Source organism: Arthrobacter sp. TJ-265, from assembly GCF_058269135.1.
In genome coordinates, this window is the sequence record NZ_JBZCND010000001.1 from 150,823 (window position 1) to 171,423 (window position 20,601).

Genomic DNA, 20,601 nt, shown 5'->3' on the forward strand with positions numbered 1-20,601 from the left:
GGCTGCCAGGCGGGTCCTGGTTCCGGGTCGGGTGGATGCCGCCCGACCCGATACGTCAGGACCCGGCGGTCCTGGTTCCGGTGTCCAGCTCCGATGGGACGTCCGATCCGGAGGTGTCGGAGACGCCACCCGCCGGGGCGACGCTGCCGGCAGCCTGCCGCAGGATCAGCGACAGCACCGCCACGGCACCGCCCTTGCTCAACGGGTTGTTCCGGTTGCCGCACTTGGGGGACTGGACGCACGACGGGCAGCCGGACTCGCACTCGCAGGCCTCGATGGCGTCGCGGGTCGCCCCCAGCCAGGTGCGGGCGGCCTCGAAGCCCCGCTCGGCGAACCCGGCGCCCCCGGGGTGGCCGTCGTACACGAAGATGGTCGGCAGGCCGGTGTCGGCATGCAGGGCCGTCGACACGCCCCCGATGTCCCAGCGGTCGCTCGAGGCGACGAGGGGCAGCAGCCCGATCGCTGCATGCTCGGCGGCGTGGAGCGCCCCCGGGAGTTCCTCGGCGAGGATGCCTTCGGCCTCGAGCAGTTCCGGGCTGATCTCGAACCACACGCTCTTCGTGAAGAGGTCGCGCGCCGCCAGCTCGAGCGGCTCCTCGCCGAGGATCTCGTTCGAGGAGAAGGCCTTGCGCTGGAAGGACACCACCTGGGTCGTCACCTTCACATCCCCGAAATTCGCGAGGACGCCACCCCACAGGCGGCTCACGTCCCGGTCGAGGACCTCGATCTGCGTGACGTCCCGCGCCTGCGTGTAGTAGTCCGGCTGGGCGCGGGCCACCACGGCACAGTGGTCCTGCTCGTCGAGGTCCTGCACCACGTACGTCCGTCCCTGGTGCACGTACACGGCGCCGGGGTGGGCCTGGTAGTGGCTCTGCGGCGAGTCCATCGTCCCGAGCAGGGCACCCGACTCCTCCTCGACGATGTTGATCGGGCCACCGCCGTCGGCCCTGAGGTTCACCATCCCGGCGGCACTCTGGGGGTGCGTCCAGAACCAGCCGGCGGGGCGACGCCGCAGGAAGCCCTGCTCGCACAGCGTGCCGAGCAGGTCCTCCGAGGTCGGACCGAACAGGGGCAGGTCCTTCTCCGTCAACGGGAGCTCGGCTGCGGCGGCACAGAGGTGCGGGCCGAGCACATAGGGGTTCGACGGGTCGAAGACGGTGGCTTCGACGGCGAGGTCGAACACCGCTTCCGGGTGGTGGACGAGATAGGTGTCGAGGGGGTCGTCGCTCGCCACGAAGGCCGCGATGGCGTCCTGGCCGGAGCGGCCCGCCCGGCCGATCTGCTGCATGAGGGACGCGCGGGTCCCGGGCCACCCCGCCACGAGGACCGCATCGAGGCCGGAGATGTCGATCCCGAGTTCCAGGGCCGAGGTGCTCGCCACGCCCAGCAGTTCACCGCTGCGCAGCGACGCCTCGAGGGCACGCCGTTCCTCCGGCAGGTACCCCGAACGGTAGGCGGCGATGCGGTGGGGCAGGCTCGGATGCACGTCCTCGAGCATGCGCCGCGAGGTCTGCGCGATACTCTCCGCGCCCCGCCTCGACTTGATGAACGCGATGGTGCGGACGGAGGAGGAGACGAGATTGGCCAGGAGGTCCGAGGTCTCGGCGATCACGGTCCGTCGGGTGGGCGCCCCGTTCTCGCCCTTCCTGCCGGTGAGCTGCGGCTCCCAGAACGCGACCGTCGTGGAGCCGTGCGGCGAGCTGTCCCGGTCGACGGCGCGCACCGGGGCACCGATCAGCTTCCCGAAGGACGCAGCGGGCTCGGCCGACGTCGCGGACGCCCCGACGAACACGGGATCCGCCCCGTAGCTCGCGCAGATGCGCCGCAGGCGGCGCAGGAGATTTGCGACGTGGGAACCGAACACGCCCCGGTAGCTGTGGGCCTCGTCAATGATCACGTATTTCAGTCGGCGGAAGAACCTGGCCCACCAGGTGTGGTTGGGCAGGATGCCGTAGTGGAGCATGTCGGGGTTCGCGAGGACCAGGTTGGCGTGGTCGCGGATCCAGCGGCGGGCACCCGACTCCGTGTCGCCGTCGTAGGTCTCGGCGCGGACAGTGGGGATGCCCAGTGCGTTGATGGCCGACAACTGGTCGGCGGCCAGCGCCTTCGTGGGGGCCAGGTACAGGGCGACGGACCCGGTGGGCGCCAGCGTGGCGCGGTCCAGCAGTTCGCTGCGGTGGATCTCGTCGAGCACCGGCAGTTGGTAGCAGAGGGACTTCCCCGACGCGGTCCCCGTCGCGATGATGGTGTGTGCTCCGTCGTGGGCGGAGGTGGCACCCTCGACCTGGTGACGCCACGGCTGATGCACGCCGCGCCGGGTGAACGCCTCGACGACGTCCGGGTGCGCCCAGGCGGGCCACGGTGCATGCTCCGCGTCGCGGGCGGGAATCTCACGGACATGCAGCAGCTGCTCGGGGTCGGGTCCACCCCCGAGCAGGTCGATGAGGGAATCGCGCGCAGCCACCGTGCCATTCTCCCATCGGCGCAGGGGCGGAACCGCGGAAACGCGCCTTATCCTCTGATGACGAACACGTCGGCGAGGTGCTCCCAGCCGAGGAACGCGTAGAGCGCGCGACCGTCGGCCGAGGCCATGAGCAGGCCTGTGGTGACGTCGTCCTCCAGGACCCCTGCCGTGAGCGCGCGCATGACGAAGCTGCCCAGGCCCCGCCGTCGGAAACCCTCTTCCGTGATGATGCGGTCATAGACCGCGTAGTCGCCCACGGCCGACACGGACCCGCGGGCTGCGAGCTCCCCATGGGCCCGCACCAGGACACGGCGGCATTCGCCGTCGCGGGCATGCTCCAGCGTGAAGTCGTCACCGGGCGGACGCGGATCCTCGACGTCCTGGCCGCTCATGTCGACGCTCATCAGGGCCTGCTGCCGGTCCGTGACCCGCATGCCGAGCGGGTGGGCCGCGTCGATCAGCTCCCGCATCCGGTTGGTGACGACCGTCAGGATCCGCGTCGGGTCCCGTTTCGTGTCGGTGGCCAGCTCGAGGAACTGCTCGGTCGTCGGCTCGAACAGGAAATGCTCCGTCTGGTTCTGCTGGTCGGTGAGCAGGACGGAGGTGCTGCGTCCGTCATCATGACGCTCGTAGCCCCGGCATCTGGACCATCCCGTAATCCAGGTCTGGAGAAGCTGGGCGTCTGCATGAGCATTCATGTGCTGACGATAGTAGCCCCGCGTCGCCGATGGTATAGGCGGTCCCGAGGTGACCGTTATGAGTCGCGAAGTAGGCTTTGACCCGTGTCGATGAACCGGATTGCCCTGTATTACGCCTTTGCGCCGCTGCCCGATCCCGAAGCCGTCAGGCTGTGGCAGCGGGCCCTCTGTGAGAAATGGGGGCTGCGCGGCAGGATCCTCATCTCGAAGGACGGGATCAACGGCACCGTGGGCGGCGAGATCGGTGCCGTGAAGCAGTACGTCAAGACCACGCGCGAATATCCGGCCTTCAAAGGTCTGGAGATCAAGTGGTCCGACGGCGGTGCGGAGGACTTCCCGCGGCTCAGCGTCAAGGTGCGCGACGAGATCGTCTCCTTCGGTGCTCCCGGCGAGCTGGAGGTCGACGGGAACGGCGTCGTGGGCGGCGGCGTCCACCTCGCCCCGGACGAACTGCACGCACTCGTCGACGCCAGGCGCGAGGCGGGGGAGGAGGTCGTCTTCTTCGACGGGCGGAACGCCTTCGAGGCGCAGATCGGGCGTTTCAAGGGCGCCGTCGTCCCCGACGTCCGGACGACGCACGACTTCGTCCGTGAACTCGATTCGGGCAAGTACGACGACCTGAAGGACAAGCCCGTGGTCACCTACTGCACGGGCGGGATCCGCTGCGAGGTGCTGTCCAGCCTCATGGTCAACCGGGGTTTCCGGGAGGTCTACCAGCTCGATGGCGGGATCGTCCGCTACGGCGAGAAGTACCGGGACGCGGGATTGTGGGAGGGCTCACTGTACGTCTTCGACAAGCGGATGCACCTCGAGTTCAGCGACGACGCCGTGACGATCGGCAAGTGCGTGCGCTGCCAGGCGCCCACCAACAAGTTCGAGAACTGCTCCAACCCGTCCTGCCGCAACCTCACCCTGTACTGCGCCGCCTGCGCAGCCGACCCCTCGACCCTCCGCTGCCCGCAGGGCTGCGAGTCGGACGAGGCCGAGGCGACGGCCGCGGGTGCCGCGTGATGCCGGCCGATGCCCCGGCCTGGCCGGAGTTCGACGACGACGTCGCGTCGGCGCCGTCGAGCCGCGACCTCGCGGCGCTCGCGGTCCTTACCGATGACCTGACGGCCATCGACTACACGGTCGATGGCGTCGAAGCGCTCCTCGGTGCGGCGGCGTACGCGGCCCTCGGCCGGGACCAGCTGGTCCCGGCACTGCTGGCATGCCGCCGCCTCGCCGACGGTGGCTCCGAATCAGGGGACGGCGCCCGCGCCATCCCCGTGCTGCTGTGGCTGCTCGGCGAGACCGTGACGGAACAGGAACTCGGGCAGGCCTTCCCCCGCACCGGCGTGGCTGGCCTCGAGCAGCTGAGGCTCATCGAGCACGCAGCGGACAGTGCCGGAGGAAGCACCGCGGAGAGGACGGCGGAGGACACTGCGGACCACCCCGCCGGAAGCACAGCAGGGACCCCTGCCGTCACCGACCCTGCCCGCGAGCGCCACTGGCGTGCCGCCGTCGAGCTCCGCCCCTACGGCTCGGACGTCGGAGGGAGCCTCTGGGTGGCGAGCGACCTCGGCTCGGAGCAGCGCCCCGGGCCCCTGCGGCACGACCACGTCCTCGGGATCGGCGGAGCCTCGCTGACCCTCGCCCGGACCGTCATGAGGACGCCGGTCGGTCGGGCGCTGGACCTGGGGACGGGCTGCGGCATCCAGGCCTTCCACCTGCTGGCACACGCCGGCCACGTGACGGTGACCGACATCTCGGACCGTGCCCTGGCCTTCGCCCGCTTCAACCTCCTCCTGAACGCGTCCGCGCTGGACATCGATCCCCACCGGCCCGGCCCGCGGGTCAGCCTCCGGCGCGGCAGCCTCCTCGAACCGGTCCGCGGGGAGGAGTTCGACCTCGTGGTGTCCAATCCTCCCTTCGTCATCACGCCCCGCACGGGGAGCCCGGGCCGGGCGTACACCTACCGGGACGGCGGTCTCGCGGGCGACGCCATCGTCAGCACACTCGTCCGGGAGCTTCCGGGCATCCTCGCGCCGGGCGGGTCGGCGCAACTGCTCGGCAACTGGGAGATCACCGAGGGGACGCCGTGGGACCGCCGCGTCCGGGCGTTCGTACCTCCCGGCGTCGACGCGTGGATCATCCAGCGCGAGCAGCTGACGCCGGTCCAGTACACCGAGACCTGGCTGCGGGACGCCGCCGAGAACCGCGACCGTGAGGCCTACGCGGCGAGCTTCGCCGCCTATCTCGACGACTTCGCCGCCCGGGACGTCGAGGGCATCGGCTTCGGGTCCGTCTGGCTGCGGCGCCCCCGGAAGCCGAGCGACCTCGTCCGGGTGACGCTCGAGGAGATCACCCACGACATCGAACAGCCCGTGGGACCGCACCTCGCCGCAGCGATCGGCCGCAGTGACTGGCTCGCCGCCCACACCGAGCAGGCCGCGACCGGGGTCGGCATCGCCGACGAGTTCCTGCTCGTCGCCGAGGACGTCACCGAGGAACGCCACCAGCGGCCCGGCGCCGAGCACCCCGGGGTCATCCTGCTGCGGCAGGGTGCAGGCCTCCGGCGGACCACCCTGCTCAGCACCGAACTGGCCGGGTTCGTCTCCACGTGCGACGGCGACCTCACGGCCGGGCAGATCGCGGGAGCCCTCGCCATGCTGCTGGACCGGCCCGACGCCGCGTTCACCTCGGAACTGCTGCTCGATGTCGAGCAGCTCGTCCGCGAGGGCTTCCTCCTACCGGCCCCCTGAAAGCTGCCATTAGTCTTGTGCAGGTACTCATGGCGCATACTGTGAGGTGAGCCCGGCAGCGGGATCCGGACCGGATACCCAGGATCTGCCGCGGCATCCACCCGTATATATAGGAGAGAAGTGCCGACCAAGGCCACGGACAAGAAGCACGGCAAGAAACTCGTCATCGTTGAGTCCCCCAGCAAGATCAAGAGCATCTCGGGCTATCTCGGCGAGGGTTTCCAGGTGGCCGCGTCCATGGGGCATATCCGCGACCTCCCCCAGCCGTCCGACCTCCCTGCCGAGCTGAAGAAGTCCTCGGTGGGCAAGTTCGCGGTGGACCTCGACAAGGACTTCGAGCCCTACTACGTGGTCTCCCCGGAGAAGCGGAAGACCGTCGCCGAGCTGAAGGCCGCGCTCAAGGACGCCGACGAGCTCTACCTCGCCACGGATAACGACCGCGAGGGCGAGGCCATCGCGTGGCACCTGCTGCAGGTCCTGAAGCCGAAGGTCCCCGTCTACCGGCTGACCTTCGGCGAGATCACCAAGGAAGCCGTGACCCGCGCCATGGGTGAGCTGCGCGACGTCGACATCCCCATGGTCGACGCCCAGGAGACCCGGCGTATCCTCGACCGCCTGTACGGCTACGAGATCTCCCCGGTGCTGTGGCGCAAGGTGGCCCGCGGCCTGTCCGCCGGACGCGTGCAGTCCGTCGCCACCCGCCTCGTCGTGGAACGGGAGCGTGAGCGCATGGCGTTCCGCGCGGCGTCGTACTGGGACCTGACCGGCACCTTCACGCCCGAGGACGCGAGCAAGGGCAGCACCTTCCCGGCCAAGCTCGTGGCCGTCGACGGCAGCCGGATCGCCTCGGGCAAGGATTTCTCCGACCGCGGCGAGCTGAAGGCCGCCAATGTCGTCCCGCTCGACGAGGAGGCCGCGCGCTCGCTCGTCACCGGGCTCGAGGGCGCCGTCTTCGCGGTGCGCTCCGTCGAGACCAAGCCCTACACGCGCCGTCCCGCCGCACCGTTCACGACGTCGACCCTGCAGCAGGAGGCGGCCCGCAAGCTGCGCTTCAGCTCGAAGGTCACCATGCAGGTGGCGCAGCGGCTGTACGAGAACGGCTACATCACGTACATGCGTACCGACTCGTCGGCGCTCTCGGACCAGGCGATCAACGCCGCCCGCCGCCAGGCCTCCGAGCTGTACGGTCCCGAATACGTCCCCGAGTCCCCGCGCGTCTACAAGGGCAAGGCCAAGAACGCGCAGGAGGCCCACGAGGCCATCCGCCCCGCCGGTGATTCCTTCCGCACCCCCGCCCAGGTGGCCCAGTCCCTGCGCGGCGACGAGTTCCGCCTGTACGAACTGATCTGGAAGCGCACCGTCGCCTCGCAGATGGCCGACGCCAAGGGGTCGACGGCGTCACTGCGTCTCGGCGCGAAGAGCGCGGACGGCCGGGACGCGGAGTTCGCGGCCTCCGGCACCGTCATCACCTTCCGCGGCTTCATGGCCGCCTACGAGGAAGGCCGCGACGCGGGCCGCGACGAGGAGGCCACGGGCGACGACGCCCAGGGCACGCGCCTGCCGAACGTCGCCCAGGGCGACGCGCTCGGCGCGACGGCCATCGAGGCCATCGGCCACGAGACGTCGCCGCCCCCGCGCTACACGGAGGCCTCGCTCGTCAAGGTGCTCGACGAGCGCGGCATCGGCCGTCCGTCGACCTACGCCGCGACGATGTCCACCATCATGGACCGCGGCTACGTCCGCACCCGAGGGCAGGCCCTCGTACCGAGCTGGATCGCGTTCTCGGTGGTCCGCCTGCTCGAGGAGCACTTCAACGACTACGTCGACTACGACTTCACCGCCGAGCTCGAGGAGGACCTCGACCGCATCTCCCGCGGCGAGGCGGGCCGTGTGGAGTGGCTCAACCGGTTCTACTACGGCGACCGCAAGGACACCGGGCTGCACACCATCGTCAACGATCTCGGGGAGATCGACGCGCGGCGCATCAACTCGGTGGAGATCGCCGAGGGCATCACGCTCCGGGTGGGCAAGTTCGGTCCGTACCTCGAGAAGCCCCTGCCGGCCGACGCGCCCGAGGGCACGGAGCCGCAGCGCGCGAACGTCCCGGAGGACCTCGCGCCGGACGAACTGACGGCCGAGAAGGCCATCGAACTGATGGAAGCCCCGACGTCGCAGGAGCGCGTCCTGGGCACCGACCCGGAAACGGGTCGGAGCATCGTGGCACGCGACGGCCGCTACGGACCGTACGTGATCGAACTGATCACCGAGCCGACGGCGGAGGAACTCGCCGGCCAGCCGGTCGAGTACTACAAGAACGGCAAGCCCAAGCCCCCGAAGAAGCCCGCGAAGGTCAAGCCCCGCACCGGGTCCCTCTTCAAGTCCATGTCCGTGGACACCGTGACCCTCGAGGACGCCCTCCGGCTCATGAACCTGCCGCGGGTCCTCGGCACGGACCAGGAGGGCAAGGAGGTCACGGTGCAGAACGGCCGGTTCGGCCCGTACCTGAAGAAGGGCAGCGACTCCCGCTCCATCGGCTCGGAGGAGGAGATCTTCACGATCACCCTCGAGCAGGCGCTGGAGATCTACAAGCAGCCCAAGCAGCGTGGCGGCCGAGCCGTCACGCCACCGCTGGCCGAATTCGGCGACGATCCCGTGAGCGAGAAGCCGATCGTGGTGAAGGACGGCCGCTTCGGCCCCTACATCACCGACGGCGACACGAACATCACGGTGCCCGGGTCGATGGCGATCGAGGAACTGACACGCGAACAGGCGATCGACATGCTCGCCGAGAAGCGCGCCAAGGGTCCGGCCCCGAAGAAGACGACCCGCCGGGCGCCCGCGAAGCGCAAGGTCGCCGCGGGCAAGTAGCCCGGACGGCACGGCAGGAACACACACGTTGGCGGGGGATGAGCTGGAAGCGCGGGAACAATGCGGCTAGGCGTACTGGACATAGGGTCGAACACGGTTCATCTGCTCCTCGTGGATGCCCATCCCGGGGGGCGGCCCGTGCCCTTCGCGAGCCACAAGAGGCCCCTGCAGCTCGTGGCCTACCTGGAGGAGGACGGCGGCATCTCGCGGCGGGGCCAGGACGAGCTGGTCGGCTTCGTCCGCGAGGCCCGCGCGTTCGCGGCAGGGCACGACGCCGAGGACTTCCTCGCGTTCTGCACGTCCGCGATCAGGGAGGCTGCCAACGGCCGTGAGGTCCTCGATCGCGTGCGCCGGGAGACCGGCGTCGACCTCCAGGAACTCTCCGGGGACCAGGAGGCCGCGGTGACCTTCCAGGCCGTGCGCCGCTGGTACGGCTGGGGCTCGGAGTCCATCCTCAACCTGGACATCGGCGGCGGCTCCTTCGAGATGGCCATGGGCACGGACGAACTGCCCGAGGTAGCCCTCTCCGTGCCGCTGGGCGCGGGCAGGCTCACGCGTGACTGGCTGCACGGGGACCCGCCGTCGGCCAAGAGCGTGAAGGAGCTGCGCCGCTACATCCGGGCGACCCTGCGCGAGGCCGTCCCCCGCTTCGCCCACCTCGGCACGCCGCACCTGGTCGCGGGCACATCGAAGACCTTCCGCTCCCTGGCCCGGATCGCGGGGGCCGCACCCTCGGCCGCCGGGCCGTTCGTCCGCCGTGAGCTGCGCCTCGAGGACCTCGGCCTGTGGACCAAGCGACTCGCCGCCATGACCGTGGAGGACCGCACCCACCTGGACGGCGTCTCCGAACTGCGCGCCCCGCAGGTGCTCGCGGGCGCGCTCGTGGCCGAGGCCGCGCTCGACCTGTTCGGCGTCCCATCGATCAGCATCTGCCCGTGGGCGCTGCGCGAGGGACTGCTGCTGCGGCGCTTCGACACCAAGATGTTCGACGCCGACGAGCCCCTCCCGGGAGCCGGGGTGGGACACACCCAGCTCGACGCGACGTCGCGCACCCCTGTGGCCCGGGGAGCCTGACGTGGCGCGCGCCGGCAGCCTGCCCTCCATCCCCGTCGCCCTCTCCAGCGCGTCGGTCTACCCGCTCGCCGTCCACGACGCCTTCGCTCTGGCCCAGGACCTCGGGTACGACGGCGTCGAGGTGATGGTCACCAACAACTCGGTCAGCCAGGACCCGAACCAGCTCTCCACGCTGAGCGAACGCTATGAGCTCCCGATCCTCGCCATCCATGCCCCGACCCTGCTCCTGACCCAGCAGGTGTGGGGCAAGGCCTGGACGAAGATCGAGATGTCCGCGGCGATGGCCGCGGAGGTGGGTGCCGCGACCGTCGTGACCCACCCGCCGTTCCGCTGGCAGACGGGGTACGCCGAGGCGTTTCCCGAGGGCATCGCGCGTATCGCGACCGAGTACGGCGTCGACATCGCCGTCGAGAACATGTACCCGTGGAAGGTCCGTGGCCGCGAGGCGAAGGCCTATCTGCCGCACTGGAACCCGATCCCCGAGCCCTACGAGCGGATCACCTGGGACTTCTCGCATGCGGCGATCGCCGGCATGGACTCCTACGAGGAGATCCGGACGCTCGGCGACAGGCTCGCGCACGTGCACCTGACGGACGGCACGCCCAACGGCAAGGACGAACACCTCCTCCCCGGCCAGGGGCAGCAGCGGTGCGCGGAGGCGCTGGGGCACCTCGCGGAGTCGGAGTGGGACGGCGTGGTCGCCGTCGAGGTGAGCACGCGCCGCGCCCGGGCCGCCGGGGAGCGCGAGGACTGGCTCGCGGAGACGCTGCGTTTCGCCCGGGAGCACCTGGGCCACTGACGGGCCGCGCCGGTCGACCAGGAGCCGGACCAGGGGCTGAACAGGGCGCTGAACGAGGAATGGCGCCGGTGGACGGGCCGGATGGTGGGGGAATCCATCCGGTGCCACCGACGCCGGGCCGGATCAGGAAGTTCCGGCCGCATCACTCGCACCCTTATGAGGTAGTAGCAACACTAGGGCCCCTCCTTGTGCTGCAACACCACAGGGGCTGGGAGTAGCCTGTGAGGCCCCGTGGCAGGATGGGATCATGACTACCCCGGGCGCCCCGCGCATCGCCTTCCTCGGCTGCGGATCCATGAACGAGTCCATCCTGGCCGGTCTCCTCGCCGCGGGCCTCGACCCCCGGCGGGTCACCGCCACGGTCCGACGCGCCGAGCGCGCGGCGGAGCTCCGGCGGCGCCACGGCGTCACGGCCCTCGCGACGTCCGAGGACGCCGCCGCGAACACCGTCGCCGCGCAGGATGCCGACGTCGTCATCCTCGGGGTGAAGCCCGCCGGCATCGTCGCGCTGGCCCGCGGGATCAGCCCGTCCCTGCAGCCGACCGCCCTCGTCCTCAGCGTCGCCGCGGCCGTGACGATCGCGATGATCGAGGCCGCCCTCCCCGAGGGCCAGCCTGTCATCCGCTCGATGCCCAACACCCCGTCGCGGGTCGGCAGGGGGGTGCTCTCGATCTCCGCCGGGACCGCAGCCGGTCCCGGGCAGATGGCACAGGCCCGGGAGCTCCTGGCATCCGCCGGGACCGTCGTCGAGATCCCCGAGGACCAGGTGGACGCCCTCTCCGCCGTCAGCGGGTCCGGACCGGCCTACACGTTCTACCTGGCGGAAGCGATGGCCGCCGCCGGCGTCGACCTGGGTCTCGATGCCGATCTGGCCGCGCTGATCGCCCGGGAGACCGTTGCGGGCGCCGGCTTCATGCTCGCCGAGGAGGGGGCGGACGCCGCCACCCTCCGCCGTGCCGTCACCAGCCCCAACGGGACCACGCAGAGCGCCATCGAGACCTTCGAGGAGCTCCGTCTTCCCGGCATCGTCGCGGACGGCGCCCGCGCCGCCACGGCACGTGCGGCGGAGATCACCCGCGAACTGACGCTTCCTGCCGGCTGACGGGCCGGAGCGCCCACAGGATCAGCAGGGCGACGGGCAGGACCACTCCGAGGCCGGTGAAGAGCCGGAGCGGCAGCGGCCCCTCGCCGGAGACCGTGCCGGTGAGGGTGAGGGTGACGGTGATCGAGGAGAACATCATCACGGGCACCAGGAGCGCCAGGAGCGCCCGTCCCGCCGCGCGTGGCATGCCGGCCTGCTGCCGGGCGAGGACCCAGCCGGCCGGGAACACGAGGGCGATCCACACCCAGTGGTGGAACCACGAGATGGGTGAGATCGCGAGCATGACGACCGCGTTCGCGGCGATCGCCCGGACGGGGTCGCCGTCGTCGTCCGCCCGACGGATCGCCAGGTAGCCGACCGCGATCACCGCCAGCGACGCCAGGACCCACACGGGCCGCTGCACGCCCTCCGCCATGCCCGACTGCGCGACGATCGAGTTCAGGGACACGTTGTAGAGGTCGGCCGTCGCCCCCACCCGCGAGGCGTCGAAGAGTGCGTCCAGCCAGAAGATCGCGGACTCGCGCGGTGCCAGGAACCAGCCGACGGCCACCGTCGCTGTGAAGGACGCCCCGAGCCACGCCAGGGACCGCCAGTCGCGGCGTGCGAGGAACACCAGGCCGAACGCGAGCGGTGTCAGCTTGATCCCGGCGGCGATGCCGATGAGCACGCCCGAGGGAAGCCTGGTGGAGCGCAGCAGGTCGGCCAGGATCAGCACCATCAGCAGGGCGTTGACCTGCCCGAACCCGAGGCCCTCACGCCACGGCCCGCTGACGCCGATGAGCAGCAGGGCGGCGAGGACGGGGACGGGACCCCGCCAGCCGGCCCGGGTCCCCGCCCCCGACACGACCCCCGACGCGCGCAGGTAGCGCACCACGACGACCGCCACGCCCACGAGGCACACGCACGTCAGCGCGGTCACGATGCCGAGGGCGAGGGCCTCGGGGACCAGCGCGAGGGGCACGAAGAGGAGGGCGGCGAAGGGCGGGTACGTGAAGGGCAGCCCCCGCGTGTCGGTCTGGATCAGGGCGTCGTCGTACAGGGTCTTCTCGCCTGCGCGGCCGAGCAGGGCGAGGGCCCCCTCGCGGTACACCGAGAGGTCGAGGCCGTGGATCCCGGCGGCGAGCAGGACGACGGCGAGCACGAGGGCACCGACGAGCCCGGCGGCCCACCGGCCTACCGCCGAACGCGCAGCGGTGGCGGGTGTCCGACGGCGGGACCCACCGGAGCTGCGCCTCCGCCGCACGGGCGCCCCGGTGGTCTCCTCCATGCGGCTAGGGCCGGCCGGCAAAACGCTCCAGCAGGTCCACGTGACCGGACACGATCAGCATGTCGCGGCTGGACACCTTGGTGTCGGGGCGCGCGTAGGTGAAGTCCTCGCCCGGCGACTTCACGCCGACCACGGTGACGCCGTACTTCGATCGCACCGACGACTCCGCGAGCGTGAAGCCCTGGGTCTCCTTCGGCGGGTACATCTTCACGATCGCGAAGCCGTCGTCGAACTCGATGAAGTCGAGCATGCGGCCGCCGACGAGGTGCGCGGCGCGCTGGCCGGCGTCCGCCTCCGGGTAGATCACGTGGTTTGCGCCGATGCGCTTGAGGATCTTGCCGTGCGAGGGCGTGATGGCCTTGACCCACAGGTGGTCGATGCCGAGGTCCACGAGGTTCGCGGTGATCAGCACGCTCGATTCGATCGAGGTTCCCACCCCCACCACGGCGGCCGAGAACTCCTGGGCACCGAGCTGTCGGAGGGCGTCGAGGTTCGTCGCGTCGGCCTCGACCACGTGCGTGAGGATGCCCGAGAACTTCTGCACGAGCTGGGGGTCCCGTTCGATGGCCAACACCTCCCGTCCCTGCCGGACGAGCTGTTCCGCGGTCGCCGCGCCGAACCGGCCGAGGCCGATCACGAGGACAGGTGCGTTGTGGGCGGGTCTTTCAGCCAATGATCGGCCTCTCGTCGGGGTAGCGGTACAGCGTGCTGCGTTGCCTCAGCGCGAGGGCGGAGGCGAGGGTGATGGTGCCCATGCGCCCGGCGAACATCAGGGCGGACAGGACGTATTTTCCTTCGGGCGGCAGTTCGGCGCTCAGGTTGGTGCTGAGGCCGCAGGTCGCGAAGGCGGAGATGACCTCGAAGACCACCTTGTCGAGCGGCTCGTCCGTCATGCGGAGGAGCAGGCCGCTACCGATCAGGACGAGGGTGGCGCCCATGAAGATCACGGAGATCGCGACCCGCATCACGCCGGAGGGGATGGTCCGGCCCCACGCACGGACGTCCGAGTCGCCGCGGGCCTCGGCCACGATGGCGAGGAACATGACCGCGATGGTGGTCACCTTGATACCGCCGGCCGTGGACGCTGAACCTCCTCCGGCGAACATGAGGGCGTCCGTCAGGAGCATCGTCGTGGTCGTCATGTCGTTCTGGTCCACGAGGTTGAAACCGCCGGAGCGGGTCATGACCGAGGCGAAGAGGGCATGGATCACCCGGTCCGTGACGCTCAGCGTGCCGATGGTGTCGGAGTTCTCCCATTCCAGGAAGCCCCAGGCGAACGTCCCGGCCACGAGCAGGATCAGCGACACGGACATCGTGAGCTTGGCGTGCAGCGTCCACTTGTTGAAGCGGTGGCGCACCTGCACGAGGACCATGATCACCGGGAACCCGAGGCTCCCGAGGAACACGCCGACCATGAGCGGGGTCAGGATCCAGAGGTCCGTCTCGTACGGGACCAGGCCGTCGCTGTGCGGGGTGAAGCCGGCGTTGTTGAAGGCCGAGATGGAGTAGAAGATGCCGTGCCAGAGGGCCTGCCACCAGGGCTCGCCGAGCAGCATGAACCGGGGGATCAGGACGACGGCGAGCACGATCTCGATCAGCACCGACGTCGTGATGACGATCCGCAGGAGTGTGCCGATCTCGCCGAGGCGGCTCGCGTTGTTGAGGGCCTCCTGGGCCAGCAGCTTGCCGCGCACCCCGAGCCGCTTGCTCACGATCAGCGCGAGCAACGAGGCCAGTGTCAGTGTGCCGAGGCCTCCGATGAAGATGCCCAGCAGGATCACGAGCTGGCCGAAGAAGGACCAGTGGGTGGCGGTGGACACCACGGTGAGGCCCGTGACGCACACGGCGGACACCGCCGTGAAGAAGGCGTCGTGCAGGGGCGTCACGGTACCGCTGCTGGCGGCCATCGGCAGGCTCAGCAGCGCGGTGAACACCAGGATCACGGCGGTGAAGATGAAGAGGGCCAGGCGCGCGGGCGAACTGTTCGCGAAGGAGTCGGCGAAGTCGCGGATCGAGGCCAGCAGCCTGATGTACCCGCGGCGATCGTCCGTCAGCCATCGTGGCTGTTGACCTAACATTGACGTCCGCTCTGCCCTGTCCGCTGGTCCTTCCGCCGCACCGGCGCACAACCATGCCTGAATTGTCCCTTGCAGTAGTAAAGCATCTCACCGGTGTGCGTCGTCGGACTATCCCGCATCGCGTAGCCTTTCAGGAATGTCTACGCACTCAAGGTCGGCGGTGCCCCTCCAGGTCGCCTGGGACGAGTCGATGCTGGCCTACGACTTCGGCGGGCAGCACCCCATGAACCCGGAGCGGCTGCACCTGACGGCGCGGCTCGCGCGTGACTGCGGGCTGTTGGAGCTCGACGGCGTGACGGTCGCCGCTCCCCCCGTGGCCTCGGACGACGACCTGGCAGCGGTCCACAGCCCGGACTACATCGGGGCGGTCCGTCGGATCAGCAGCAACCCTGACACCTCGGACGAGGCCAGGGGCCTCGGCACGGAGGACACCCCCGCCTTCGCCGGGATGCACGAGGCCAGTGCCCGGCTTGCCGGCGGGTCCCTCGACGCGGCCGAGGCGATCATCCGGGGCTCCGCCGTCCGGGCGGTGAATTTCGGCGGCGGCATGCACCACGCGGCGCGGTCCCGGGCCAGCGGCTTCTGCATCTACAACGACGCCGCGGCCTCCATCCAGCGGCTGCTCGACCGCGGCGTCCCGCGCGTCCTCTACATCGACGTCGATGCACACCACGGCGACGGGACGCAGAGCATCTTCTGGGACGATCCGCGCGTCATGACGATCTCCCTGCACGAGACGGGCATGAGCCTCTTTCCGGGCACGGGCTTCGCCAGCGAGACCGGGGGGCCCGGCGCGGAGGGGTATGCCGTGAACGTGGCCCTGCCCACCGTCGCCGGGGACGCGGCGGTGCTGCGGGCCTTCCACGCCGTCGTGCCGCAACTCGCCGCGGCCTTCGCGCCCGGGGTCATCGTGAGCCAGCACGGCTGTGACTCCCATCGCGAGGACCCCCTCACGAACCTGCGCGTCAGTGTCGACGCCCAGCATGCCCTGATGGTGGGCGTGCGGGAACTGGCGGACCGCCTGTGCGAGGGGCGGTGGATCGCGACCGGCGGAGGCGGCTACGCCCTCGCGAGCGTGGTGCCGCGGTCCTGGTCGTTGCTCGTGGCGGTGGCTGCCGGCGCGCCGATGGGCCCGGCCACCCCCGTCCCGGCTGCCTGGCGGGAGTACGTGCTCGAGCGGCACGGCGTCGAGGCGCCGCGCCTGATGGGCGACGGAGCGGACATCTGGTGGCGGTCGTGGGAGATCGGCTACGACCCGAACGACGACCTCGACCGGACGGTGATGGCGACCCGGAAGGCCCTCTTCCCGCTGCACGGGCTGGACCCCTGGTTCGACTGACCGGGACCCGCCGATCGCGTCATGATGCCGCGCGGCGTATATGTCGTTAGGGTAGGCGAATGGGAATCGATGATGTATTCGCCGTCATCGCCGAAGGAACACGCCGGCAGATCCTCGAGAATCTGCGGGACGGCGACAAGGCGGTGGGGGAGCTCGTGATCGAGCTGCAGGTCAGCCAGCCCACGGTGTCGAAGCACCTGAAGGTGCTGCGGGAGGCGGGTCTGGTGAGCATGCGCGCGCAGGGGCAGAAGCGCTACTACTCGCTCGACACCGCACCGCTCGGCCGCGTGCGCGACTGGCTCGCCGGATTCGAGCCGGCCGCCGATCCGGTGTCCGTCGCGGCCTCCGGAGACCTCCTTCAGGACGGTCACTCCTCCGAGGTGACGACGGTGGAGGACGTCGTCGCGGCGCTCGAACCGGAGACCGCCGAGGCATCGGTCACCGCAGGCACGACGGCGCTGGCCGCAGCGGTCCTGGCAGCACCTCCTGTGTCCGGCGGGCCTGATGCACCGCGTCCCCCGATGGGCCGGACCATGGGCCGGGCGGCGGAGCGCGCCGCGGACCTCCTGTCCCAACTGCGCCGTCGGCGCGATCCGTCGTCGTAGGGCCTCTTCGTCGACCATCTTTCACTGTCGACCATCTTTCACTTGCGTCACATCTGCCACTAGAGTGGATCCTTGGGCGGATTGTCCTCTGGCTACAGGGCGACACGCCGAACGGTTGCCCCCGGATCGCTTCCGCGATGCCGGTCCCAGGGTGACGTGCAAGCCTCCATGCAAAGGAATAGTGGTGAGATGGCCGACGGGAATCACTTCTCGGACGTGCGGTTCCTGACGGTCGCGGAAGTGGCCGAGCTCATGCGCGTATCGAAGATGACCGTGTACAGGCTCGTCCATGCAGGAGAGCTGCCGGCTGTGCAGTTCGGCCGTTCCTACCGTGTCCCCGAGTCCGCGGTCGAGGGGTTCCTCCACCGGGCGCAGGTCGACGGACAGTCCGAGAGCGCCTGATCGCCCGTCGTCCGTGGGCTCCTCAAACGGATGTACCCTGTTAAGGAGCGTTTTGGGCGGGTTCCGAGCCCGCTCGACTTATTGCATCAAACGGGCAACTGCCACCAGGCACGCGCCTTTCGTCATCACCAGGGCTTCCCCCGTGGCACCTCGCCGCAGTCCGCCCTGGCAACACAACAGTTTGTGAGGACTCTATGGGTTCAGTAATCAAGAAGCGCCGCAAGCGTATGGCAAAGAAGAAGCACCGCAAGCTGCTTCGCAAGACCCGTCACCAGCGCCGCAACAAGAAGTAGGCAGGCGCCCGGCCGCGAGCCGGAGTGTGCTGACCGGCCCGGATTCCCGCTCCATGCGTGGAACCCGGGCCGTTGTCGTCCGGCGGGCTTCCCGGGCGGATCCGCGGGTCAGGAACTCCTGAACCGTGAGTACCCGCGCCACAGTCCGTAGACGGATCCGATGACGGTGGCCGCGCGGAGGCCCAGGGTCGCCGCCCGTCGCCCGCTGCGGAAATCGTAGACGGGCCAGTTGTTCGCACGGGCATGGCGGCGGAGCCGGCTGTCCGGGTTGATGGCCACCGGGTGCCCGACGGCGGTCAGCAGGGGGATGTCGTTGTAGGAGTCGCTGTAGCCCCAGCAGCGCGAGAGGTCCAGGTTCTCCCGCCGGGCCAGTCCCAGCACGGCTGCGGCCTTGGCCGGCCCGTGCAGGAAGTCGCCGACCAGCTTGCCGGTGTACAGGCCGTCGGCCACCTCCCCCACGGTGCCGAGCGCTCCGGTGAGGCCGAGGCGGCTGGCGATCACGCCGGCCACCTCCACCGGGGTGCCGGTCACCAGCCAGACCTGCCGGTGCGAGCTCAGGTGCTGCTCGGCGAGGGCACGCGCGCCGGGCCAGATCTTCGACGCGATCATCTCGTCGTAGACCTCCTCGCCCAGGGCCAGGATGTCCTCGTGGGCGATCCCGATGGCGAACGCGAGGGCGGCGTCCCGCACCGAGTTCACATCCGTCATCGTCTCGCCACGCATGATGAAGCGGAGCTGCTTCCAGGCCAGCCCTGCGGCGAAGCGCAGCGTGAAGGCCTTGCGCTGGTACATCTTGCGGGCCACGTGGAAGAGGCTCGCGCCGCGCATCAGCGTGTTGTCCACGTCGAAGAAGGCTGCTTCGCCCGCGACGGTCGCCGGAGGCTGGAGGGTGGGGTGCGTGACCCGGGCGGCGTCCGGCATGCTCCGAGTCTAGTTCTTCGACTCCTCCCCCCGGCGTGATCTCCCGCCGGTGCTGCTTCCCGCCGCCCGCGCCGCACGGGCGCAGTACCGTGGAGGGATGGAATCCCCCGCGGAGGCGCCCGGTGCCGGCGTCGTACTCCTCACCCGCCCCGGGTGTCATCTCTGCGAGGACGCCCGCGCCGTCGTGCGGCGGGTGACCGCCGACCTGGGTCTGGGCTGGCGCGAGGTGAACGCGGCCGAGGTTCCCGCGCTCGGCGCCCGGTTCGCGGAGGAGCTGCCCGTCCTGTTCATCGACGGGGTGCAGCGGGACTTCTGGTCGATCGACGAGTCGAGGCTGAGGCGGCTGCTGGCCGGCACCTGACAGCCCCGACGGGCGACGGCCGGCCCAGCCCTGCAGCCGCGCTGACGGCCGCCCGCCGTCCGGCTTGGAGGCCCCGCGCCGTCGGCATACAGTGGTGGTACTTCCGCCCCCGACGCCGAGGGACCCCGGAACCGCGGCTCCCGCACCGGGCGCGGCGGTGCTAGCAACGGAGCCGATGACAGTGACACCGCCGGACATGCCAGGCCTTCACCCCGTGGACGATGCGGCGCGCCATATCCCTCCGGCGTCGGTCGCCCGTCTCACCATCTACCTGCGGGCGCTGAATTCCCTGCTCGCCGAGGGCATCGAACGGGTGTCCTCCGAGGAGCTCGCGGATGCCGCCGGAGTGAATTCCCCCAAGCTCCGCAAGGACCTCTCCTACCTCGGGTCCTACGGCACCCGGGGCGTCGGGTACGACGTGCAGTTCCTCAACCGGCAGATCTCGGTGGCCCTCGGGCTGACGCTCGACTGGCGCGTCGCCATCCTCGGCGTGGGCAACCTCGGACGAGCCCTCGCCGGCTATTCGGGGTTCGGCTCGCGGGGCTTCGAGATCGTGGCGCTCTTCGATGCCGACCAGCTGGTCGTCGGCTCCGAGGTGGGCTACCTCCGGGTCAGCGCCGTCGACGACCTCGAGGCGGTGCTGGAACGCACCCGCACCAACATGGCGGTGCTCGCGGTTCCTGCGGGGGTCGCCCAGGAACTGTGTGACCGCCTCGTCGCGGCCGGGATCTCCAGCATCCTCAGCTTCGCGCCCGTGGTGCTGCAGGTGCCACCGCATGTCCAGCTGCGCAAGGTGGACCTGTCCACGGAGCTGCAGATCCTGGCCTACCACGCGCAAAGGGCGCAGGAGCCGGACCTCGGTCCGATCTCCCGCGCCCAGTAGGCAGGGTTACGCGCGACTGCGCGTTCAGTACCCGAGCTTCTGCGGTGCGAAGTACGGCCGCGCGGGCTTGAGGTAGGTCAGGACGACGCCGGCCACGCCCAGCAGCATGACCAGCACGCTGGACACCGTCGAGATCGCGGACGTTTCGGCCACGGGCTGTCCGGCCGATTCCGCGGCGGCGGTGAGTACGGGCGTCAGGAAGAGGATGCCGAGTGTGCCCACCACGTTGAGTGCGGCGAGGACCGTCGCGGTGATGCGCGCCCAGTTCCGGCCCCTGCGGATGAAGACGGCCAGGACCACGTACAGGGCCGCGATGATCACCGAGACGACGAGTCCGACGCCCACCCCGACCGCGGCTCCGGCCATGTCCGGCACATCGGTCGTCAGCAGGGAGACGACGGAGGACAGCAGGTAGACGATGCCCGCGGCGAGGATGAGGTAGTAGGCCCGGTGGACCTCCTTGGGGGCCGGCCCCTTCTCGGCGGGACCCGGTGCGGCCGACGTCGGGTAGGCGTACCCCGGGGGCTGGGCAGCCCGGTTCCCGTCGTCCTGCCCGCCGTACGACGGCTGGCCCTGCGGGGGATAGGGGTTCTGGCCGCTGCTGCCCGATCCCGGAGGATTCCAGGCGGGCCCGTTGTCCTGCCCGTTCGGGTTGTCCTGTGGTGTGCTCATCATCGCGTCCTTCGCTGATCAGTGGTGGTCA

At 70.2% G+C, this 20,601-nt stretch carries 19 protein-coding genes; 12 read left to right on the plus strand and 7 right to left on the minus strand.

What is annotated here, in order from left to right; translation table 11 throughout:
- Positions 1–55 precede the first annotated feature (55 nt).
- Both AC4D2E_RS00680 and AC4D2E_RS00685 read right to left on the minus strand, forming a co-directional pair.
- On the minus strand, positions 56–2,464 hold the full coding sequence (locus AC4D2E_RS00680) for a DEAD/DEAH box helicase (protein WP_490951382.1): 2,409 nt from the start codon (positions 2,462–2,464) through the stop codon (positions 56–58).
- Positions 2,465–2,511: 47 nt separating this feature from the next.
- On the minus strand, positions 2,512–3,162 hold the full coding sequence (locus tag AC4D2E_RS00685) for a GNAT family N-acetyltransferase (protein ID WP_104168046.1): 651 nt from the start codon (positions 3,160–3,162) through the stop codon (positions 2,512–2,514).
- Between the two features lie 84 nt (positions 3,163–3,246).
- On the opposite strand from AC4D2E_RS00685, the gene trhO reads away from it, so the two are divergent.
- The 6 genes from trhO (at position 3,247) to proC (ending at position 11,749) form a co-directional block, all read left to right on the plus strand.
- Positions 3,247–4,173: an oxygen-dependent tRNA uridine(34) hydroxylase TrhO gene (gene trhO, locus AC4D2E_RS00690; protein ID WP_490951383.1), complete on the plus strand. Its 927-nt coding sequence runs from the start codon at positions 3,247–3,249 to the stop codon at positions 4,171–4,173.
- A complete protein-coding gene (locus AC4D2E_RS00695; protein WP_490951384.1) occupies positions 4,173–5,906 on the plus strand; it encodes a DUF7059 domain-containing protein in 1,734 nt (577 codons plus the stop codon). Before trhO ends, AC4D2E_RS00695 begins: the two co-directional genes overlap by 1 nt.
- A gap of 120 nt (positions 5,907–6,026) precedes the next feature.
- On the plus strand, positions 6,027–8,774 hold the full coding sequence (topA, locus tag AC4D2E_RS00700; protein ID WP_490951385.1) for a type I DNA topoisomerase: 2,748 nt from the start codon (positions 6,027–6,029) through the stop codon (positions 8,772–8,774).
- Between the two features lie 60 nt (positions 8,775–8,834).
- The gene (locus AC4D2E_RS00705) at positions 8,835–9,848 is read left to right on the plus strand and encodes a Ppx/GppA phosphatase family protein (RefSeq protein ID WP_104168049.1); all 1,014 of its coding nucleotides are present in this window, start codon (positions 8,835–8,837) and stop codon (positions 9,846–9,848) included.
- A gap of 1 nt (position 9,849) precedes the next feature.
- Positions 9,850–10,647 carry a sugar phosphate isomerase/epimerase family protein gene (locus AC4D2E_RS00710; protein ID WP_104168050.1) on the plus strand — a complete coding sequence of 266 codons (798 nt, stop codon included), beginning with the start codon at positions 9,850–9,852 and terminating at the stop codon, positions 10,645–10,647.
- 247 nt (positions 10,648–10,894) lie between these two features.
- Positions 10,895–11,749 (plus strand): pyrroline-5-carboxylate reductase, encoded by an 855-nt coding sequence (gene proC, locus AC4D2E_RS00715; RefSeq protein WP_490910052.1) that lies wholly within the window; start codon positions 10,895–10,897, stop codon positions 11,747–11,749.
- On the opposite strand, the gene AC4D2E_RS00720 is transcribed toward proC, so the two are convergent.
- Genes AC4D2E_RS00720 through AC4D2E_RS00730 form a run of 3 tightly spaced genes read right to left on the minus strand, consistent with a single transcriptional unit; the run spans position 11,718 to position 15,094 of the window.
- Positions 11,718–13,016 carry a glycosyltransferase 87 family protein gene (locus tag AC4D2E_RS00720; RefSeq protein ID WP_490910051.1) on the minus strand — a complete coding sequence of 433 codons (1,299 nt, stop codon included), beginning with the start codon at positions 13,014–13,016 and terminating at the stop codon, positions 11,718–11,720. The two genes, proC and AC4D2E_RS00720, sit on opposite strands and share 32 nt — an antisense overlap.
- A 4-nt stretch (positions 13,017–13,020) precedes the next feature.
- Positions 13,021–13,689, minus strand: coding sequence for a potassium channel family protein (locus AC4D2E_RS00725; protein WP_043441864.1), 669 nt, complete (start codon positions 13,687–13,689; stop codon positions 13,021–13,023).
- Complete coding sequence (locus AC4D2E_RS00730; RefSeq protein WP_104168053.1) at positions 13,682–15,094, minus strand: TrkH family potassium uptake protein; 1,413 nt, start codon at positions 15,092–15,094, stop codon at positions 13,682–13,684. The genes AC4D2E_RS00725 and AC4D2E_RS00730 overlap by 8 nt, the downstream gene beginning before the upstream one ends.
- Before the next feature lie 136 nt (positions 15,095–15,230).
- On the opposite strand from AC4D2E_RS00730, the gene AC4D2E_RS00735 reads away from it, so the two are divergent.
- The 4 genes from AC4D2E_RS00735 to AC4D2E_RS00750 all read left to right on the plus strand — a co-directional run bounded on the left by AC4D2E_RS00735 (position 15,231) and on the right by AC4D2E_RS00750 (position 17,733).
- A complete protein-coding gene (locus tag AC4D2E_RS00735) occupies positions 15,231–16,433 on the plus strand; it encodes an acetoin utilization protein AcuC (RefSeq protein ID WP_258069898.1) in 1,203 nt (400 codons plus the stop codon).
- Positions 16,434–16,492: 59 nt separating this feature from the next.
- Positions 16,493–17,038, plus strand: coding sequence for an ArsR/SmtB family transcription factor (locus tag AC4D2E_RS00740; RefSeq protein ID WP_104168054.1), 546 nt, complete (start codon positions 16,493–16,495; stop codon positions 17,036–17,038).
- Positions 17,039–17,227: 189 nt separating this feature from the next.
- On the plus strand, positions 17,228–17,440 hold the full coding sequence (locus tag AC4D2E_RS00745; RefSeq protein WP_104168055.1) for a helix-turn-helix domain-containing protein: 213 nt from the start codon (positions 17,228–17,230) through the stop codon (positions 17,438–17,440).
- A 194-nt stretch (positions 17,441–17,634) separates the two neighbouring features.
- Positions 17,635–17,733 carry a 30S ribosomal protein bS22 gene (locus AC4D2E_RS00750; RefSeq protein WP_003792170.1) on the plus strand — a complete coding sequence of 33 codons (99 nt, stop codon included), beginning with the start codon at positions 17,635–17,637 and terminating at the stop codon, positions 17,731–17,733.
- A gap of 108 nt (positions 17,734–17,841) precedes the next feature.
- Here AC4D2E_RS00750 and AC4D2E_RS00755 read toward each other — a convergent pair whose 3' ends face one another.
- The gene (locus AC4D2E_RS00755) at positions 17,842–18,654 is read right to left on the minus strand and encodes an HAD family hydrolase (RefSeq protein WP_490910050.1); all 813 of its coding nucleotides are present in this window, start codon (positions 18,652–18,654) and stop codon (positions 17,842–17,844) included.
- A gap of 97 nt (positions 18,655–18,751) precedes the next feature.
- Here AC4D2E_RS00755 and AC4D2E_RS00760 point away from each other — a divergent pair, with 97 nt between their 5' ends.
- The gene (locus tag AC4D2E_RS00760; RefSeq protein ID WP_490951386.1) at positions 18,752–19,015 is read left to right on the plus strand and encodes a glutaredoxin family protein; all 264 of its coding nucleotides are present in this window, start codon (positions 18,752–18,754) and stop codon (positions 19,013–19,015) included.
- A 196-nt stretch (positions 19,016–19,211) separates the two neighbouring features.
- Entirely contained in the window at positions 19,212–19,898 is a 687-nt protein-coding gene (locus AC4D2E_RS00765; protein WP_258069899.1) for a redox-sensing transcriptional repressor Rex, read from the plus strand.
- A gap of 24 nt (positions 19,899–19,922) precedes the next feature.
- Here AC4D2E_RS00765 and AC4D2E_RS00770 read toward each other — a convergent pair whose 3' ends face one another.
- Positions 19,923–20,570 (minus strand): hypothetical protein, encoded by a 648-nt coding sequence (locus AC4D2E_RS00770; RefSeq protein ID WP_490951387.1) that lies wholly within the window; start codon positions 20,568–20,570, stop codon positions 19,923–19,925.
- Positions 20,571–20,601 lie beyond the last annotated feature (31 nt).

Bases quoted from the DNA above. Each gene is read 5' to 3' on its own strand.
- AC4D2E_RS00685 (WP_104168046.1), bottom strand. From the start codon at position 3,162: ATGAATGCTCATGCAGACGCCCAGCTTCTCCAGACCTGGATTACGGGA.
- AC4D2E_RS00695 (WP_490951384.1), top strand. From the start codon at position 4,173: ATGCCGGCCGATGCCCCGGCCTGGCCGGAGTTCGACGACGACGTCGCG.
- AC4D2E_RS00705 (WP_104168049.1), top strand. From the start codon at position 8,835: ATGCGGCTAGGCGTACTGGACATAGGGTCGAACACGGTTCATCTGCTC.
- proC (WP_490910052.1), top strand. From the start codon at position 10,895: ATGACTACCCCGGGCGCCCCGCGCATCGCCTTCCTCGGCTGCGGATCC.
- AC4D2E_RS00720 (WP_490910051.1), bottom strand. From the start codon at position 13,016: ATGGAGGAGACCACCGGGGCGCCCGTGCGGCGGAGGCGCAGCTCCGGT.
- AC4D2E_RS00730 (WP_104168053.1), bottom strand. From the start codon at position 15,094: ATGTTAGGTCAACAGCCACGATGGCTGACGGACGATCGCCGCGGGTAC.
- AC4D2E_RS00735 (WP_258069898.1), top strand. From the start codon at position 15,231: ATGTCTACGCACTCAAGGTCGGCGGTGCCCCTCCAGGTCGCCTGGGAC.
- AC4D2E_RS00740 (WP_104168054.1), top strand. From the start codon at position 16,493: ATGGGAATCGATGATGTATTCGCCGTCATCGCCGAAGGAACACGCCGG.
- AC4D2E_RS00745 (WP_104168055.1), top strand. From the start codon at position 17,228: ATGGCCGACGGGAATCACTTCTCGGACGTGCGGTTCCTGACGGTCGCG.
- AC4D2E_RS00750 (WP_003792170.1), top strand. From the start codon at position 17,635: ATGGGTTCAGTAATCAAGAAGCGCCGCAAGCGTATGGCAAAGAAGAAG.
- AC4D2E_RS00755 (WP_490910050.1), bottom strand. From the start codon at position 18,654: ATGCCGGACGCCGCCCGGGTCACGCACCCCACCCTCCAGCCTCCGGCG.
- AC4D2E_RS00760 (WP_490951386.1), top strand. From the start codon at position 18,752: ATGGAATCCCCCGCGGAGGCGCCCGGTGCCGGCGTCGTACTCCTCACC.
- AC4D2E_RS00765 (WP_258069899.1), top strand. From the start codon at position 19,212: ATGCCAGGCCTTCACCCCGTGGACGATGCGGCGCGCCATATCCCTCCG.
- AC4D2E_RS00770 (WP_490951387.1), bottom strand. From the start codon at position 20,570: ATGAGCACACCACAGGACAACCCGAACGGGCAGGACAACGGGCCCGCC.